Origin of the sequence: Parabacteroides chinchillae, assembly GCF_900108035.1 — a bacterium.
In the GTDB taxonomy this organism is placed as follows: domain Bacteria; phylum Bacteroidota; class Bacteroidia; order Bacteroidales; family Tannerellaceae; genus Parabacteroides; species Parabacteroides chinchillae.
The window spans coordinates 120,185-137,608 of sequence record NZ_FNVS01000002.1; the positions used below are offsets into that span (position 1 = coordinate 120,185).

At 38.8% G+C, this 17,424-nt stretch carries 15 protein-coding genes; 12 read left to right on the plus strand and 3 right to left on the minus strand.

The features are described 5' to 3' along the window. Window positions 1–12: 12 nt before the first annotated feature. From C4S38_RS02440 to C4S38_RS02450, 3 genes are all read right to left on the minus strand, one after another. The gene (locus tag C4S38_RS02440; protein WP_103982408.1) at window positions 13–1,107 is read right to left on the minus strand and encodes an isochorismate synthase; all 1,095 of its coding nucleotides are present in this window, start codon (window positions 1,105–1,107) and stop codon (window positions 13–15) included. Continuing rightward, on the minus strand, window positions 1,104–2,336 hold the full coding sequence (locus C4S38_RS02445; protein WP_103982409.1) for a Cof-type HAD-IIB family hydrolase: 1,233 nt from the start codon (window positions 2,334–2,336) through the stop codon (window positions 1,104–1,106). The genes C4S38_RS02440 and C4S38_RS02445 overlap by 4 nt, the downstream gene beginning before the upstream one ends. 210 nt (window positions 2,337–2,546) lie before the next feature. Further along, window positions 2,547–3,851 carry an alpha-L-fucosidase gene (locus tag C4S38_RS02450; RefSeq protein WP_103982410.1) on the minus strand — a complete coding sequence of 435 codons (1,305 nt, stop codon included), beginning with the start codon at window positions 3,849–3,851 and terminating at the stop codon, window positions 2,547–2,549. A 98-nt stretch (window positions 3,852–3,949) separates the two neighbouring features. Here C4S38_RS02450 and C4S38_RS02455 point away from each other — a divergent pair, with 98 nt between their 5' ends. From C4S38_RS02455 to C4S38_RS02510, 12 genes are all read left to right on the plus strand, one after another. Further along, on the plus strand, window positions 3,950–6,235 hold the full coding sequence (locus C4S38_RS02455; protein ID WP_103982411.1) for an ATP-dependent helicase: 2,286 nt from the start codon (window positions 3,950–3,952) through the stop codon (window positions 6,233–6,235). A gap of 194 nt (window positions 6,236–6,429) precedes the next feature. After that, window positions 6,430–7,569: a carboxynorspermidine decarboxylase gene (gene nspC / locus C4S38_RS02460; RefSeq protein ID WP_103982412.1), complete on the plus strand. Its 1,140-nt coding sequence runs from the start codon at window positions 6,430–6,432 to the stop codon at window positions 7,567–7,569. Between the two features lie 58 nt (window positions 7,570–7,627). After that, window positions 7,628–8,581 carry a signal recognition particle-docking protein FtsY gene (gene ftsY / locus C4S38_RS02465; protein ID WP_103982413.1) on the plus strand — a complete coding sequence of 318 codons (954 nt, stop codon included), beginning with the start codon at window positions 7,628–7,630 and terminating at the stop codon, window positions 8,579–8,581. Continuing rightward, the gene (rimO, locus tag C4S38_RS02470; protein ID WP_103982414.1) at window positions 8,578–9,876 is read left to right on the plus strand and encodes a 30S ribosomal protein S12 methylthiotransferase RimO; all 1,299 of its coding nucleotides are present in this window, start codon (window positions 8,578–8,580) and stop codon (window positions 9,874–9,876) included. The genes ftsY and rimO overlap by 4 nt, the downstream gene beginning before the upstream one ends. 77 nt (window positions 9,877–9,953) lie before the next feature. Continuing rightward, window positions 9,954–10,244: an HU family DNA-binding protein gene (locus C4S38_RS02475; protein ID WP_099465690.1), complete on the plus strand. Its 291-nt coding sequence runs from the start codon at window positions 9,954–9,956 to the stop codon at window positions 10,242–10,244. After that, window positions 10,237–11,505, plus strand: coding sequence for an HU family DNA-binding protein (locus C4S38_RS02480; RefSeq protein ID WP_103982415.1), 1,269 nt, complete (start codon window positions 10,237–10,239; stop codon window positions 11,503–11,505). Before C4S38_RS02475 ends, C4S38_RS02480 begins: the two co-directional genes overlap by 8 nt. 154 nt (window positions 11,506–11,659) lie before the next feature. Then, window positions 11,660–12,655, plus strand: a complete 996-nt coding sequence (locus C4S38_RS02485; protein WP_099465688.1) for an AAA family ATPase — start codon at window positions 11,660–11,662, stop codon at window positions 12,653–12,655. Window positions 12,656–12,757: 102 nt separating this feature from the next. Beyond that, on the plus strand, window positions 12,758–13,627 hold the full coding sequence (locus C4S38_RS02490) for a DUF58 domain-containing protein (RefSeq protein ID WP_103982416.1): 870 nt from the start codon (window positions 12,758–12,760) through the stop codon (window positions 13,625–13,627). Between the two features lie 9 nt (window positions 13,628–13,636). Then, the gene (locus C4S38_RS02495) at window positions 13,637–14,647 is read left to right on the plus strand and encodes a hypothetical protein (protein WP_103982417.1); all 1,011 of its coding nucleotides are present in this window, start codon (window positions 13,637–13,639) and stop codon (window positions 14,645–14,647) included. Further along, window positions 14,644–15,630 carry a vWA domain-containing protein gene (locus tag C4S38_RS02500; protein WP_103982418.1) on the plus strand — a complete coding sequence of 329 codons (987 nt, stop codon included), beginning with the start codon at window positions 14,644–14,646 and terminating at the stop codon, window positions 15,628–15,630. Before C4S38_RS02495 ends, C4S38_RS02500 begins: the two co-directional genes overlap by 4 nt. Before the next feature lie 15 nt (window positions 15,631–15,645). After that, window positions 15,646–16,665 carry a vWA domain-containing protein gene (locus C4S38_RS02505; protein WP_103982419.1) on the plus strand — a complete coding sequence of 340 codons (1,020 nt, stop codon included), beginning with the start codon at window positions 15,646–15,648 and terminating at the stop codon, window positions 16,663–16,665. A 14-nt stretch (window positions 16,666–16,679) separates the two neighbouring features. Continuing rightward, window positions 16,680–17,417, plus strand: coding sequence for a tetratricopeptide repeat protein (locus tag C4S38_RS02510; RefSeq protein WP_199163445.1), 738 nt, complete (start codon window positions 16,680–16,682; stop codon window positions 17,415–17,417). Window positions 17,418–17,424: the final 7 nt, after the last annotated feature.

A 17,424-nucleotide genomic window follows, 5' to 3' on the forward strand; every position in this document is an offset into this window, starting at 1 on the left:
GTGTATCGTTTTTTATTTAAGCAATCGTTGCATTGTTTGCATCTTGTCCTGCGTTTCCTGCCATTCATCTTCCAAGGCGGAAGATGCTAATAAACCACCGCCGGCATATAAAGTTAATGCCTTTTCTTCAATATGCATGCAACGCAAATTGACATATAAGTCTGTTCTGCCTTGTGGCTCCAGCCATCCTATAAATCCGGAATAATAACTGCGGTCATATCCTTCATTTTTTAAGATGAATTGATAAGCCTCTTTTTTGGGTAATCCGCATACTGCCGGTGTAGGATGAAGCAAAGCTAATACATTTCCTAACTTATTGCTATCCGGTAAAGAGAAATTGAAATCACTTTTCAGGTGGGATACTTCTCCGGCACGTATGGCATAAGGACCATTTTCATGAGGCCTGATATTTAGGGATGCCAGTTGATGACGGATATAGAATGCTACCAACTGTTGTTCGCGCCAATTTTTGTCATCCCATTTTTGGGGAATTTCTTCATTTTGTATTGGTTGGGTTCCGGCAAGAGCTACAGTCTGCCATTGCCCGTTATGGCCGGCAAGCAGTATTTCCGGGGTACTTCCGATCCAGGTTCCGGTTGCAGGCGTATGGCACAGGTATATGTACGAACGGATGTAACGTTTTACCGCTGCATAATACATTGCGCCGGGTGAAAATTCATCCTTTTTGTCAATTGTTCGGTTTCGGGATAAAACGAGTTTATCCAAATCACCTTTATGCAGAGTTTGACTGAAAATAGAGAAGCATTGTGCATATCTTTCTTTTTCATTCTGTTCGGATGAATTTTGGATTTCTTCCGGGAGAAATTCTTTTTTCTTCCGGATGTATGCTTTTTCTTCTGTAAACTCCGGCAGACTGAAACAGTCTGGTTGGATTAGCACAATGGGGTGTTCTTTACAAACCCGGAACGGAGCGATTACAAAACCACTCCGTTTATTCAAGTCTTCTATGTTATAAATTAAACAAGGAGAACCGGATGATTGCATCCGAAAATGGACTGCATCTTCTCCGGGAATGCGCCATATGGCAAAACTTTTTCCTTGTTCTATTAACGAATCTATTATTTTTTGATTATCTTCTGTTATCATTTCTTTTTCAGTATGCTGTTTACTACCCGGATGGAAGAAACCAGCTTATCGGTGGAAGTAAATACATCGACATTCCAGACATGTGATGAACGCCCTTTGTGAATAATGGTTCCTACGGCGCGCACAGTATCTCCTTCATGGGCCGACGACATGTGATTGCCGCTTACTTGCATACCGACAACAATTTCATCCGGTTGTGCCAGGATCATAGAACCCAGGCCGGCAACCGTCTCTGCTAGTGCTAAAGTAGCTCCTCCGTGTAAAATTCCAAAAGGCTGCCGTGTCCGTTCGTCAACAGGCATTGTTGCTTCAACCCGGTTTTCCGAAGCGTAAGTATATTGAATCCCCAGATTTCCCATTAGTGCATGACGTGCACGCATATTCAACTGTTCTAACGGAATTTCTGTTGGTCGGATAGCTGATAAAACAGCTTTTTCGACAGCAAAAGCAACACCGTCTTCATTGTTTGTTAAAGTTGTAATATCTACACATGCTTTTACCGAATCTTCGGCATTTCCCATCGCTATGCCTAGTCCGGCTCCCTGTAGCATGGAAACATCACACACACCGTCACCGATAGCAATTACTTCTTCCGGTAAAACGGATAGTTTACTTAATAATACACCTAATGTGTTTCCTTTATCAATAAACTGCGGAACCACTTCCAGAAAATAAGGCTCAGACCGAAATACGTCCAATACACCACCTAACCGTTTCTTCCAATGATTTTCCAGACCGATTAACGCTTCTTCGTCATCACTTACCAGCATACATTTGCAAGGGGCGAAATCCACAGCTTCAACAAAATCGTTTACGCCTCTTATTTCCATATTACTGAGTATTGCTTCTTGCTTAATATGTTCGTTATCCGGTTTGTCTGTAATGATATAATCTTTGTGATAGGTGAAAATTGCAAAGTCGTTTTTCTTAGCTTTCTTGTCTATGTAAGGAAGCATTTCCGGATTTATCCGCTTTTCAAAAAGTAATTCTCCGGTTTGGACATTGATAATCTGCCCGCCGTTGTACGACAGTATAAAACCTCCGTAATGATTTAATTCTAATTTCTTGGCTATCGGCATTACGCCATTGGTAGGCCTGCCTGATGCCAATACGATATGTATTCCCATCTGTTGTACTTTCAGAAGGGCGGCTTGTGTACGGGGTGTTATCTCTTTATTGTCATTGAGTAACGTTCCATCTATATCGAGGACTAATAATTTATACTTCATGGCGCCTTGATTTTAACTGATTAAAGTACAAATATAACGATATTCTTAATTTTTATGGCCGGATTCCTGTTGTAAATTCTTAATGTACCGATATAATTCTTTGTAAAAAGCATGCTGGGTTAATATCGATCCATACAGTGAGCTTATAAGAAATCATCCCGATGTTTTTACTAAAACATCGGGATGATTTTACAAAATGATCGGGAAGATTTATTTGAGTTCTAATTCTACAACATAATCTATGTCGGTTGGAACTTCTGCCAGTTTCAAGAGCACTCCCTGTTTATCTTGTGTGAATCTGACAGGAGTTTTGTCTTTGAATAAAATGGCCTTTTGAACTTTTTTATCTGTAATAGGCAAGAATAATCCTTTATCTTGCAGCTCAAGAATGTGGACGTATAATTTATTGTCCTTTTGAGTTGTTACTCCCCAGTCACGAGGAGCAACCAATCCACCGCGGGTACCATAAATTGTTTCACTGTAAATCTTCATCCAATCACCCATTTCTTTCAGACGTCCCACTGATACGGCAGGTAATGCACCATCCGGTTGCGGGCCTATATTCATTAATAAATTGGCATTCATTCCGGCTGCCCTTACCAGATAATGTATTAATGTTTTGGGAGATTTATAATCCTGGTCTGTGATCTTGTATCCCCACATGCCATTCATCGTATTACAAGTTTCCAGAGGAAGGTGGCTGATGTCCTGGCCGGAAAGACCTGCTGTGTTTTCTCCTGGAAGGTCGCGTTCAAATATTTGGATATCCTCACCTGCAAAAGGAGTAATGTGGTGGTTGTTACCAATCAGACAAGCCGGCTGTAGCTTATGAATGTTTTCATACATTCCGGGGAATTGCCAGTCGAAATCCGGATCCTGGTCATGATCCCACCAGCCGTCAAACCATATTGCGCCGATTTTTCCGTAATTGGTCAGTAATTCTGTAAGTTGGTTATTCATGAATTGGTAGTATGTTTTCCATTCTCCGTGCGTGGTTCTTCCTGTTCCATGGCCGGTACGTCCCAACGGATAATAATCATCCCGGTACCAATCCAGTAACGAATAATAAAAATGAAGGTTTATACCTTGTTTATGACATTCTTCTGCCAGTTCCTTGATAATATCACGCTTAAACGGAGTTGCCTTTACAATATTATAATCTGTATATTTACTATTGAAAAGTGAAAAACCATCGTGATGGCGGGTTGTGATACAAATATACTTTGCCCCCGAAGCTTTTATTGCCGATACCCATTCTGCAGCATTAAAATTAGATGGATAGAAACCACCGGCCAGTTTGGCATATTCTTTATAGTTCAGGTTCTTATTCGTCATGATCCATTCGCCATCGGCAAGCATGCTGTAGAGGCCGAAATGAAGGAATATTCCAAATTTGTTATCCTGAAACTCTTTCCGTGCGTCCAAATTTTCTTTGGTTGGAGTGTAACCTGGCTGGGCGATAGCCGGGAATACCAGGCTGGCTGCCATTAGCAGACTCATAATTGATTTTTTCATTATTATGTGAATTTGTTGTTATGTGAACAAAGGTATAACTTTTATCTGTATTAATCAATACGAATTTTATACCTTTGCAATACTAAAAAGGATAGTTTGTGGAAGAATATTTGAATCAATTAAATGAAAATCAAAGAGAAGCGGTAATGTTTTGTGAAGGGGCATCTCTTGTTGTTGCCGGTGCAGGTTCCGGTAAAACAAGGGTACTTACTTATAAAATTGCCTGGCTGTTACAGCAAGGGTTACCGCCTCAGAGTATTTTAGCTCTGACTTTTACCAATAAAGCCGCACGGGAAATGAAAGAACGTATTGCGGCTATCACCGGCGAACAAGTGGCCAGACGCTTGTGGATGGGTACTTTCCATTCTATATTTTCACGTATTCTTCGTTATGAAGCAGAATATATCGGCTATCCGTCTAATTTTACAATATATGATGCATCCGATTCAAAGAGTCTTCTGAAGGCAATTATAAAAGAGATGCAATTGGATGATAAGGTGTATCGTCCCGGAATGGTTCAGAGCCGTATTTCCAATGCAAAAAACGCATTGATAACGTGGAAAGCTTACGAACAGAATAAAGAGTTGGTGGAAAGTGATATAAATGCAAAGATCCCTTTGCTGCGTGAGATATATAAGCGTTATCAGAGCCGTTGCCAACAATCCGGAGCTATGGATTTCGACGATTTATTATTACAGACGAATATTTTATTTCGGGATCATCCGGCCATATTGGAAAAATACCGCAGGCATTTTCAATATGTACTGGTTGATGAATACCAAGATACGAATTTTGCACAACATTTAATTGTACAACGTCTTTGCGAAGAACACGGACGTATTTGTGTAGTGGGAGATGATGCACAGAGTATTTATTCATTTCGCGGGGCGAATATTGATAATATATTACAATTCAAGAATATATATCAAGGATGCCGTATCTTTAAACTGGAACGTAATTATCGTTCGACACAGAACATTGTCAATGCAGCCAATAGTTTGATAGATAAAAATAAAGAGCAGATACGAAAAACTGTTTATTCGGAAAATGAAGAGGGGAACAAGGTTGCAGTAATCGCTTCCTATTCCGATTATGAAGAAGCATACGCTGTTGCTGCCAGAATAAGCGAAATGAGGATGAACGGCCCAAAGTATGATTATGCAGATTTTGCTATATTATATAGGACGAATGCGCAATCACGTATTTTGGAAGAGGCTCTTCGTAAACGGAATATACCATATAAAATATATGGAGGTTTGTCATTCTATCAACGGAAAGAGATTAAGGATGTTATTTCTTATTTTCGTTTGATTATAAATCCGCATGATGAAGAGGCATTAAAGAGAGTGATTAATTATCCGACTCGTGGAATTGGCGATACAACAGTCAATAAACTTGTGGCTGCCGCCAGCCAGCATAATGTAAGTATGTGGACTGTATTACAGGCGCCTTTGGAATATACTGTTTCTATAAATAGCGGAACTTCCAATAAATTAACCGCTTTCCGTGAATTAATTGAAGGATTTATTGAACAGGATAAAACCCTCTCAGCAGAAGATATGGCTGCACTTGTGGTAAAACAAAGCGGCATAATCAATAATTTATTGCAAGACCGTTCGGTGGAAGGAGTTAGTAAAACAGAGAACGTTCAGGAACTACTGAAAGGTGTTGCCGAGTATTGTGAAATAAGAAAGGAAGAAGGTGCCGAGCAAGTAACTTTAGCCGGTTTTCTTGCAGAAGTAGCTTTGCTGACCGATCAGGATAATGATAAGGAGGAACAGGCTAATAAAGTTACAATGATGACAGTGCATGCAGCCAAAGGTTTGGAATTCAGGAATGTTTTTGTTGTCGGGTTGGAAGAAGATTTATTTCCATCTCAATTGTCAAAAGATAATCCGCGCGCAGTGGAAGAAGAGAGGCGTTTGTTCTATGTGGCTATAACCCGCGCAGAACAAAATTGTATTTTGACTTATGCTAAAAGTAGATATCGTAACGGACAAAGTTCAATATGTTCACCAAGCCGTTTTTTGAAAGATATTGATGGCCGGTATCTGGATATACCGTCATCGTCTGTAAACTCGTTTGATATTTTCGCATCTATGAGAGATAAATATCAGCAACATCCGGCATTTACCTCTCCATTCCAACAACCCCAACCTTCTCATTTGACTAAAATCGAATCTGCAACTATAAGTACATCGTCTGTAGCAAATATAGACTTGCCCGGTTTGGTTGTAGGTGCCAAAGTTCGCCATGACCGTTTTGGCGAAGGAGAGGTTATGGCGATAGAAGGTACTGGAGGTAATGCTAAGGCATCGGTTGACTTTGTTCATTTCGGTCAGAAACAATTATTACTTAAATTTGCTAAACTGACTGTATTATAAATATTTGGGACATTCCGGATTTTGATGCCGACCAAATTGCTGCCGGTTGCCTGCCATGTTCTATTTTAATGCTACCCTGATAAAAAAAGACTGGCAACAGATTTGTTATTTTGATTGTTTTAATGGTTGCAACAATGGAATTGTTATAAGATTTTCATACATTTGCCAGCTAATTATGGATAAAAGAGAACTAAATGATTGATATAAACAAAATCCCGTCACCTTGTTATGTGATGGAAGAACGTTTACTTCGGAATAACCTGTCCCTGATTAAAAGTGTAAAAGAGCGTGCCGATGTGAATATAATCCTTGCATTTAAGGCGTTTGCCATGTGGAAATCATTTCCTATTATTAGAGAATATATCCCTTATTCCACGGCAAGTTCTAAATATGAAGCGCAATTGGCTTACGAAGAGATGGGAAGCAAGGCGCATACGTATTCTCCTGCTTATACAGAAGCGGATTTTCCTGTTATTCTGAAATATAGCAGTCATATTACATTTAATTCCCTTTCGCAGTTTGAGCGTTTTTATCCAATGATACAAGCCGATGGTAATAAAGTCTCATGTGGATTACGTATTAATCCGGAATATTCGGATGTGGAAACGGAACTCTATAATCCTTGTGCTCCCGGTTCACGCATGGGAGTTATAAGTGAATTGTTAGGCAACAAATTGCCAGAAGGAATAGAAGGATTGCATTTTCATACATTATGCGAATCTTCATCTTATGACCTGGAGAAGACATTGATGGAGGTGGAGAAGCGCTTCGGTCGTTTTCTGCCTTATATAAAATGGCTCAATATGGGGGGAGGGCATTTAATGACGCGAAAAGGGTATGATACGGAGCATTTAATTGGTCTGTTGAAATCATTTAAAGCAAAATATCCGAATCTGGAGGTTATAATGGAGCCGGGAAGTGCGTTTGCCTGGCAAACAGGATTTTTGCTGACAACTGTTGTGGATGTTGTAGAAAATCATGGCATCAAAACGGCTATTATTGATGCATCATTTACTTGTCACATGCCTGATTGTTTGGAAATGCCTTATAAACCGGTTATTCGTCAGGCGGTGGATCCGGGAGAAGGCAAATTTAGCTATCGCATAGGTGGTAACAGTTGCTTGAGTGGCGATTATATGGGCGACTGGTCATTTGACAAACCTTTGGTTGTAGGCGACAAACTTATATTTGAAGATATGATTCATTATACAATTGTTAAGACAACTATGTTTAACGGTATTCCGCATCCTTCTCTAGCTTTATGGAGCAAAGAGGATAAATTGGAAGTTTATCGTACTTTCGGTTATGAAGATTATAAAAACCGGATGAGTTAATAAAAAAAGTAGTACTTTAGCGGTGTTATTCAATCTGATATAAATTAAGTATTTAAATATGGGTATATTTAGCTTTTTCAGTAAAGAAAAGAAGGAAACTTTAGACAAAGGATTATCTAAAACGAAAGAAAGCGTATTTTCCAAAATTACCAGGGCTGTGGCAGGTAAGAATAAGGTGGATGATGAAGTATTGGATAATTTGGAAGAAGTATTGATAACATCGGACGTCGGTGTAGATACAACATTGAAAATTATTTCCCGCATTGAAAAAAGAGTAGCTCAGGATAAATACGTTAATACACACGAGTTGACTGCTATATTGCGAGATGAGATAGCTAGTTTACTTACAGAAAATAATACAGAAGATGCCGATGGTTTTACTATACCCGAAGAGCATAAACCATATGTTATTATGGTTGTTGGGGTGAATGGTGTGGGAAAAACCACAACTATAGGAAAATTGGCTTATCAGTTTAAAAAAGCCGGTAAAAATGTATATTTGGGTGCAGCCGATACCTTTCGTGCAGCCGCCGTTGAGCAGTTGGTTATTTGGAGCGAACGTGTAGGTGTACCTATTGTGAAGCAAAAAATGGGATCCGATCCTGCTTCTGTGGCATTTGATACATTAAGTTCTGCCAAATCAAATAACGCGGATGTTGTTATAATAGACACGGCCGGACGTTTGCACAATAAGATAAATCTGATGAACGAGCTTACCAAAATTAAAAATGTAATGAAAAAAGTTATTCCAGACGCTCCTCATGAAGTTTTATTGGTTTTGGATGGTTCTACAGGACAAAATGCCTTTGAACAGGCAAAACAATTTACAGCGGCAACAGAAGTAAATGCGCTTGCCGTAACTAAGCTGGATGGAACAGCCAAAGGTGGTGTAGTGATTGGTATTTCCGATCATTTCCGTATTCCGGTAAAATATATTGGCTTAGGAGAAGGTATCGAAGATTTACAGGTGTTCCGGAAGAAGGAATTTGTAAATTCATTATTTGGAGAATGAGAAAAAATAAGGTAGACGTTATAACATTAGGTTGCTCGAAGAACCTGGTGGATTCAGAGCAGATTATGCGTCAGTTTGTAGCCAATGGTTACACAGTAGAGCATGACCCTCATAAAATTAATGGTGAAATAGTCGTTGTAAATACATGTGGATTTATTGGCGATGCTCAGGAAGAATCTATTAATATGATTCTTGAATTGGGAGAAGCGAAGAAAAAAGGAAAGATAGGTAAGCTGTTTGTTATGGGATGTCTGTCTGAACGTTTTATGAAAGATCTGCAGAAAGAACTGCCCGAAGTAGACCATTTTTACGGAAAATTTAACTGGAAACAACTTATATCTGATTTAGGTAAATCTTATAATAAGGATTTATCTGCCGACCGTGTGCTTACGACCCCCAGCCATTACGCATATCTTAAAATTGCAGAGGGTTGCGATCGCACATGTTCTTATTGCGCCATACCTATCAGTACCGGACATTACCAATCTTTACCTATGGAAACTATTGAGGAAGAAGTTCGTTTGCTCGTCCGGCAAGGGGTAAAAGAATTCCAGGTAATTGCTCAGGACTTAACATATTATGGACTTGATTTATATAAGCGATATGCTTTACCGGAATTGGTAGAACGTATATCCGATATACCGGGAGTGGAATGGATACGTTTACATTACGGTTATCCGGCTCATTTTCCTTACGACTTATTGCGCGTAATGCGTGAGCGTGGGAATGTGTGCAAATATATGGATATTGCTCTTCAACATATTAGTGATAATATGTTAAAGCGGATGCGTCGTAATATTACTAAACAGGAGACGTACGACCTTATACAACGAATGAGAGAAGAAGTTCCCGGCATTCATTTAAGAACAACATTGATGGTTGGCCATCCGGGTGAAACGGAAAAAGATTTTGAAGAATTAGTTGAATTTGTCCGGAAAATACGGTTTGAACGTATGGGGGCTTTCCCATATAGCCATGAAGAAGGTACATATGCATATAAACGTTACCAAGACGAGATTCTGCAGGAAGTGAAAGAAGAACGGCTGGACTATATAATGCGTATTCAGGAACGTATTTCTTCTGAAATAAATACCTCAAAAATTGGTAAAACGTTTAAAGCTATTATAGACAGGGAAGAAGACGGTTTCTACATTGGACGTACAGAGTTTGATTCCCCGGAGGTTGACCCGGAGCTTTTGATTAACAAAGCCAATCGGCTAACCTTAGGCGAATTTTATAATGTAGAAGTCGAAGATGCACAGGCTTTCGACCTGTATGGCAAAGTGTTAGGTTGATATAAAAACTGTAAATAAGTTTGTCGGTTTACAAAAAAATAACTAATATAGCAGCTGAATCTAGATTTATGGAAAGTATGAAAAACAAAGAATTGATAGAGGAGGTTGCTAATAAATTAAACTGGACTGCACAAGATACTGCGGAAATGTTGTCTGCTTTCAATTCTATTTTGGGATCTAAATTAATCGATAACGATTCTATATATCTTTCGGGCTTTGGACAGTTTGAAATAAAAAAGAAAACGGAGCGTATTTCTGTTAATCCTGCAAATGGAAAACGTTATTTAGTACCTCCTAAATTAGTTCCGGTATTCAAACCGGGAACCACAATTAAAACAAAACTTAAAGAATTGAGTGATAATGAATAGCCGGCTCACAATACAAGATATGGCCGGTTTGCTTGCAGAGTATACTGGTAAAGATAAAAAGGAAACAGAACGTTTTCTCAGAGTGTTGATTTCGGTTGTGATGGATGGTGTTTTTACCGATAAATCCGTTAAGATAAAAGGGTTGGGAACATTTAAAATCATAGCTGTAGAAAAACGTGAAAGTATCCACGTAAATACAGGGAAACGTTTTTTAATTCCGGAACATTATAAGTTTTCATTTCTTCCTGATAAGGAACTAAAAGAGTTGGTAAATAAACCTTTTTCATTCTTTGAAACAACAGAAGTTAATGAAAATGTGGATTTTTCTGATACAGACCAATCTAATGATGATGATTCGGATAGAGAAGCAGAAGATGAATCAGTAGAGGAAATAATACCGGAAGAAAGAATTATTGACGAAAAATTTCCAACAACTCCCTCAGAGCCGGTAGTAGATATTCTTCAAAAAGAAGAACAGATAATAGAAACTTCTCAGGAGTCTTTAGAGGAAGTGGTGGTTGAAAAAAAAGAACAACAACAAGAGGAGCAACAAAAAACTCCAGAAGCTGAAGTGCCGCCTATTGAACCTATTGAAGATGTATCCGGATCTGAAAAAAGAGTAAATGAATATGCCGATTATCCGGATTATTCTTTTCAGGAAGTTATGCGTGAAGATTACGACCGTAACGAGCACTCTTTTTTGAAACGGATGATTATCGTACTTTTTACATTCGTCTTGGTTGGTATTGTTGGCGTGTATCTGTTTTTTGATTTCAAACCATTTTTTACCTATAATTATAGTAATGGCAATGGCTCCTTTGAAATAGAACAGAAAGAAGAGCCTGATAATGCAATACTTTCGGATTCATTGGATATGGCAGTAGTTGATTACAATGATACCTTGGATGTAACGTCAGCAGATACAATGACCGAAAAAATAGAAATACCCGAAAAAGAGCCGGTTAAGATAAAAGAGACCGTACAAGCTACAGCAAAACCTGCGAAAAATGATTTGGTAAAAGTCAAGATCAAAGCAGGCGACCGTTTGACTTTGGTAGCTCTTGAACATTATGGCCATAAGATTTTCTGGGTATATTTATATGAGCATAATAAAAATGTCATTGCAGATCCGAATAATGTTCCTGTCGGCACTGAAATAGTTATTCCCTTACCAGAACTTTATGGTATAGATGCACATAGCAGTACTTCGATTGCTAAAGCTGCTGCTCTCCAAACTCAAATATTATCCGGGGGAAAATAAAAAGCACCTTTTTTAAGTAAAATAAAACAAAACGACAATATGCAAGTTAGTATTATTTAACTGCAAAAGTGAAGCTTACGAATTTAACATTTCTAATTTTGTGCATCTAAAAAAAGTAAAGCAAAAAACAGTAACAACAAAATAAAGAAATTCTATGAGTCAGACAGTAGACATTCGTGAGTTGAATGAGCGAATTGAAAGCAAAAGTTCGTTTGTGAACATGATTACGATGGGTATGGACCAGGTTATTGTTGGTCAGAAACATTTAGTTGAATCATTATTGATAGGTCTGCTTTCAGACGGACACATCCTGTTGGAAGGTGTTCCTGGTTTGGCAAAGACCTTGGCTATTAAAACGATGGCATCGCTGATTGATGCGAAATACAGTCGTATCCAGTTTACTCCGGATTTGCTTCCGGCCGACGTAATCGGTACAATGATTTATAGTCAGAAAAGCGAAGAATTCCAGGTAAAACAAGGTCCGATCTTCGCTAATTTTGTGTTAGCTGATGAAATTAACCGTGCTCCGGCAAAAGTTCAGAGTGCGCTTTTGGAAGCCATGCAAGAACGCCAGGTCACCATCAGTGAGCATACTTACAAACTACCGCAGCCGTTTTTAGTAATGGCTACACAAAACCCGATCGAGCAGGAGGGAACTTATCCATTGCCAGAAGCACAGGTAGACCGTTTCATGTTGAAGGTTATTATTAATTATCCGAAAAAAGAAGAGGAAAAATTAATTATCCGTCAAAATATAAGTGGTGCAAGACCTGAAATTAAACCGACACTTTCCAAGCAAGAAATAATTGAAGCACGCAATATTGTTCGCGAAGTCTATCTGGATGAAAAAATCGAACGTTATATTGTAGACATTGTATTTGCTACCCGCTTCCCTCAGGAACACGGATTGGCAAATTTATCCAACATGATTTCATTCGGAGCTTCTCCACGTGCTTCTATTAATTTAGCTTTGGCTGCCCGGGCTTATGCGTTTATTAAACGCAGAGGTTATGTTATACCGGAAGACGTTCGTGCCGTATGCCACGATGTAATGCGCCACCGTATCGGCTTGAGTTATGAAGCTGAAGCAAACAACTTGACCTCCGAAGAAGTTATCAGCGAAATTTTGAACAAGATTGAGGTTCCCTAATTATTGATACGTTCGGAAGAAATTCCGATTCCTTTCGGGAGAAATTCAAATTTCATCCGAAAGGAATAAAAAATCAGTTTAATAATTAAAGGAAACGAAACAATGGAAACTAGTGAACTATTAAAGAAGGTTCGTCGGATTGAAATAAAGACCCGTGGTCTGTCACGTAATATTTTTGCCGGCCAATATCATTCGGCATTTAAAGGTCGTGGTATGGCATTCAGCGAAGTACGTGAATATCAATACGGCGATGATATTCGGGACATCGACTGGAACGTAACCGCGAGATATGTTCGTCCTTATATCAAAGTATTTGAGGAAGAGCGCGAACTAACGGTGATGCTGCTGATAGATGTATCCGGAAGCCGGGAGTTTGGTTCCGTAAACGTAATGAAGAAGGAGATCATTACGGAGATAGCTGCAACATTGGCGTTTTCTGCCATACAGAATAACGATAAGATAGGTGTTGTTTTTTTCTCCGATAAGATAGAAAAGTTTATTCCACCCCAGAAGGGTAAAAAGCATATCCTTTATATCATTCGTGAACTGATTGACTTCCAGCCGGAAGATACAAAAACAGATATTAGCCAAGTACTGAAATATTTGACAAATGCAATCAAGAAACGTTGTACTGCATTCGTTATTTCCGACTTTATTAATAAGGGAAGTTTCAAGGATGCACTGACAATAGCTAATCGTAAGCATGATGTAGTTGCTATCCAGGTGTATGATCGTCGTGAGGCAGAACTTCCTAATGTTGGACTAATGAAAATTAAGGATGCAGAAACCGGTTTGGAACAATGGATTGACAGTTCATCTGCTCGTGTTCGCGAGGCTTATCAGGAATGGTGGCAACAGCGGCAGAGTGAAATGAGTGATTCATTTAAGAAATGTCGAGTGGATTCTGTTTCTATCCGCACGGAAGATGATTATGTGAAAGCATTGATTGCTCTATTTGACAAACGTAATTAAAGCGAACTAATGAAACTGATAAAGAAAGGCATACTGTTTATTTTACTGACTACTTCCCTGGTGAGCGGGAAGGTTTATGCGCAGAAAACCTTGATAGATGTTGCAATCGATTCGGCTGCCATATTAATCGGTGAACAGACAGTATTACATCTGACAGTAACGACGGATAAAGACCGTCCTGTACAAATAGTTATTCCTAACGATACGTTGATGACTGGCGTAGAAGTGTTAAACCTTTCTAAGCCGGATTCTGTGGATATTGAGAATAACCGCTTGTTAATTAAACAAGATGTATTGATAACCTCGTTTGATTCTTCCTTATATTTATTGCCGCCGCTGAAGGTGATAGACGGTTTAGATACCATTTATTCGAATCAGGTCGCACTAAAGGTTTCTACTATACCTGTTAATGCAGATAAACCGGAAGAGTTTAATGATATAAAGGATATATGGAAGCCTCCTTTTGTCTTGGCGGACTATTATCCGATCATTTATGGGGTGTTGCTAACTTTATTCCTGATCTGTGTAATTGCTTACGTTATCAAACGTCTGCGTAGCAAAAAATCGCTGATACCGTTTAAGAAGCCGGAACCAAAACTTCCGCCTCACGAACAGGCTATAAAGGAACTGGACGAAATTAAGCAACAGAAATTATGGCAGCAGGGACGTAACAAGGAATATTATACTTTGATAACGGAAACGTTGCGTAAGTATGTTGTTGAACGTTTTGGCGTCAATGCAATGGAAATGACTTCTGCAGAAATTCTGGATGTGCTCCGTGATGAAGCAGATGCAAAACCTGTATTTAATAACTTAAAGCAGATTTTGCAGTTGTCTGATTATGTAAAATTTGCAAAGATGCATCCGCTACCTGATGAAAATGATCTAAGCATGACTAATGCATACACATTCATTAATCAGACAATACGTGTGGAAGAAGTTGCTACTCCTGAAGCTGAAAAAGCAGAGGAAGTACCAGGAGAAAAGAATGATTCAAATATAATGAAAGAAGAAAAATGATATTTGCAAATCCCCTATATCTGTATTTATTGTTGTTGCTCATCCCGATGATCGGATGGTACATTTACAAACTACGCAAAAGTCAGGCAAGTTTGCAGGTTTCCTCTTCTGAGGCGTTTAATGTACCGGGAGTAACATCATGGAAAGTATATCTGCGTCATATCCCTTTCGTTTTAAGAATGGCTGCTGTTGCAATACTTATTGTGGTTTTAGCTCGTCCGCAGTCAACAAATAGCTGGCAAAATTCATCAACGGAAGGTATAGATATAATACTGGCAATGGATATTTCCGGAAGTATGTTGGCTCAGGATTTGAAACCTAACCGTTTAGAAGCAGCCAAAGATGTAGCAGCATCTTTTATAAACGGCAGGCCGAATGATAATATTGGTTTGGTTGTTTTTTCGGGAGAAAGTTTTACTCAGTGTCCGTTAACTACGGATCATACAGTTTTGCTGAATCTTTTTAAGGATATACAAAGCGGTATGATACAAGACGGAACTGCTATTGGTTTAGGACTGGCTAATGCCGTTAGCCGCATTAAAGATAGTCAGGCTAAATCAAAAGTAATTATACTTCTGACTGATGGCTCAAATAATACAGGAGAAATAGCGCCGGTAACTGCTGCCGAAATTGCCAAGACTTTTGGCATACGTGTATATACAATCGGCGTAGGAACAAAAGGCATGGCTCCATATCCGTTCCAGACGGCATTTGGTATTCAATACCAGAATATTCCGGTAGAGATAGATGAACCGACATTAAAGCAGATATCGGCAACAACAGGCGGTCAGTATTTTCGTGCTACGGATAATGCGAGCCTGAAAGAGATTTATTCTGAGATTGATAAGATGGAAAAAACAAAAATCAGTGTACAGGAATACAGTAAGAAACAGGAAGAATATAAGAACTGGGCCTTATTGGTATTTGCTTTGTTACTGGTGGAAGTTTTGTTGAGAAATACATTGTTGAGAAATATACCATAAAATAAAAAAAGGCTTATGTTTCGTTTTGCACATCCGGACTTTTTATACTTGCTGTTCATTTTGCCGGCATTAGTGGCATTTTATGTATATGCTTTAATACTGAAGAAAAAAGCAATTAAAAAATATGGTAACCCAGCTTTATTGGCTGAATTGATGCCAGAAGTGTCACCTAAGCGCCAGCACTTGAAATTTTGGCTGTTGTTCGGAGCCATTACATTGGTTATTTTTGTTATTGCAGGACCTCAGTTTGGTTCTAAACTGGAAACTGTAAAACGTCAGGGAATAGAAATAATGGTTTGTCTGGATGTTTCAAATTCCATGCTTGCCGAAGATGTCACCCCGAATCGTTTGGACAAGGCCAAACAAATGCTGGCTAAATTAACGGATGGTTTTACAAATGATAAAGTAGGACTGATCGTTTTTGCAGGAGATGCTTTTACACAGTTACCGATTACTTCCGATTATATTTCGGCGAAGATGTTTTTGTCTTCTATTAACCCATCTATGGTTTCCAGCCAGGGTACTGCTATCGGTGCAGCAATAAACTTGGCTGCTCGATCATTCACGCCAAATGAGACGTCGGATAAAGCAATTATTTTGATTACGGACGGCGAAAATCATGAAGATGACGCTGTAGGTGCAGCTAAAGCTGCTGCTGAAAAAGGTATTCATGTGAATATTGTAGGTATGGGTGACCCAAAAGGTGCTCCGATACCTGTTCCGGGAAGTAATAACTATATGAAAGATAAAGAAGGGAATGTTGTTATTACAAAGCTTAATGAGCAAATGTGCCAGGAGATTGCAGCAGCGGGAAATGGTATGTATGTGCGTGCTGATAACACAAATTCCGCTTTAAAAGCATTGGAAAAAGAGGTTGATAAAATGAATAAATCGGAATTGGATAGCAAAGTATATTCCGAATATGATGAACGGTTCCAGATATTTGCATGGATTGCTTTGTTCTTGCTGATTGCAGATTTTATGACACTGGATCGTAAGAATCGTATATTCAGGAAAGTGAAATTATTCTCTTAATTATGAATTGGACGATGAAATATATGCAGAAAACTATAATATATATATCGGCACTTGTGTTCTGTAGCGGAACTATATTTGCCCAAAAGGCTGAACGTAAAAATGTACGTGAAGGGAATAAACTTTATCAAAACGAAAAGTATACGGAGGCAGAAATTGCCTATCGAAAGAGTCTGGATGTAAATCCCCGCTCGGTCGAAGGTACTTATGATTTAGGAAATTCTCTTTATAAACAGAAAAAATATGACGAAGCAGCCGAACAATATCAATTGATTGCCGGACAAGGAGAAAAAATGGTGGAAACACCGGAAGGTAAAGACCGTTTGGCTCAGCTTTACCATAATGTCGGAAATATTTTTATGCAAAAAAAGGATTATGGCAAGAGTGTGGAATCGTATAAACAATCTCTTCGTTTAAATCCTAAAGATGATGAGACGCGCTATAATCTGGCCTTAGCTCAAAAATTGTTGCAAGATCAACAGAATGAAGATCAAAGCCAGGATCAGCAGAATCAGGATAAACAAGAAAATAAAGATCAGAAAGATGATCAGCAACAACAACAGCAACAGAAACAAGACGATAATAAACAGAATAAAACGCAAGAACAGCCACAGCAAAACGAGCAAATGAGTAAAGATAATGCTCAGCAAATGTTGGATGCTTTCTTGCAGGATGAAAAAGATACGCAAGAGAAAGTGAAGAAGGCGCAAATGCAACAGCAACAACGTCGTAAAACAGATAAAGAGTGGTAATTAAAAG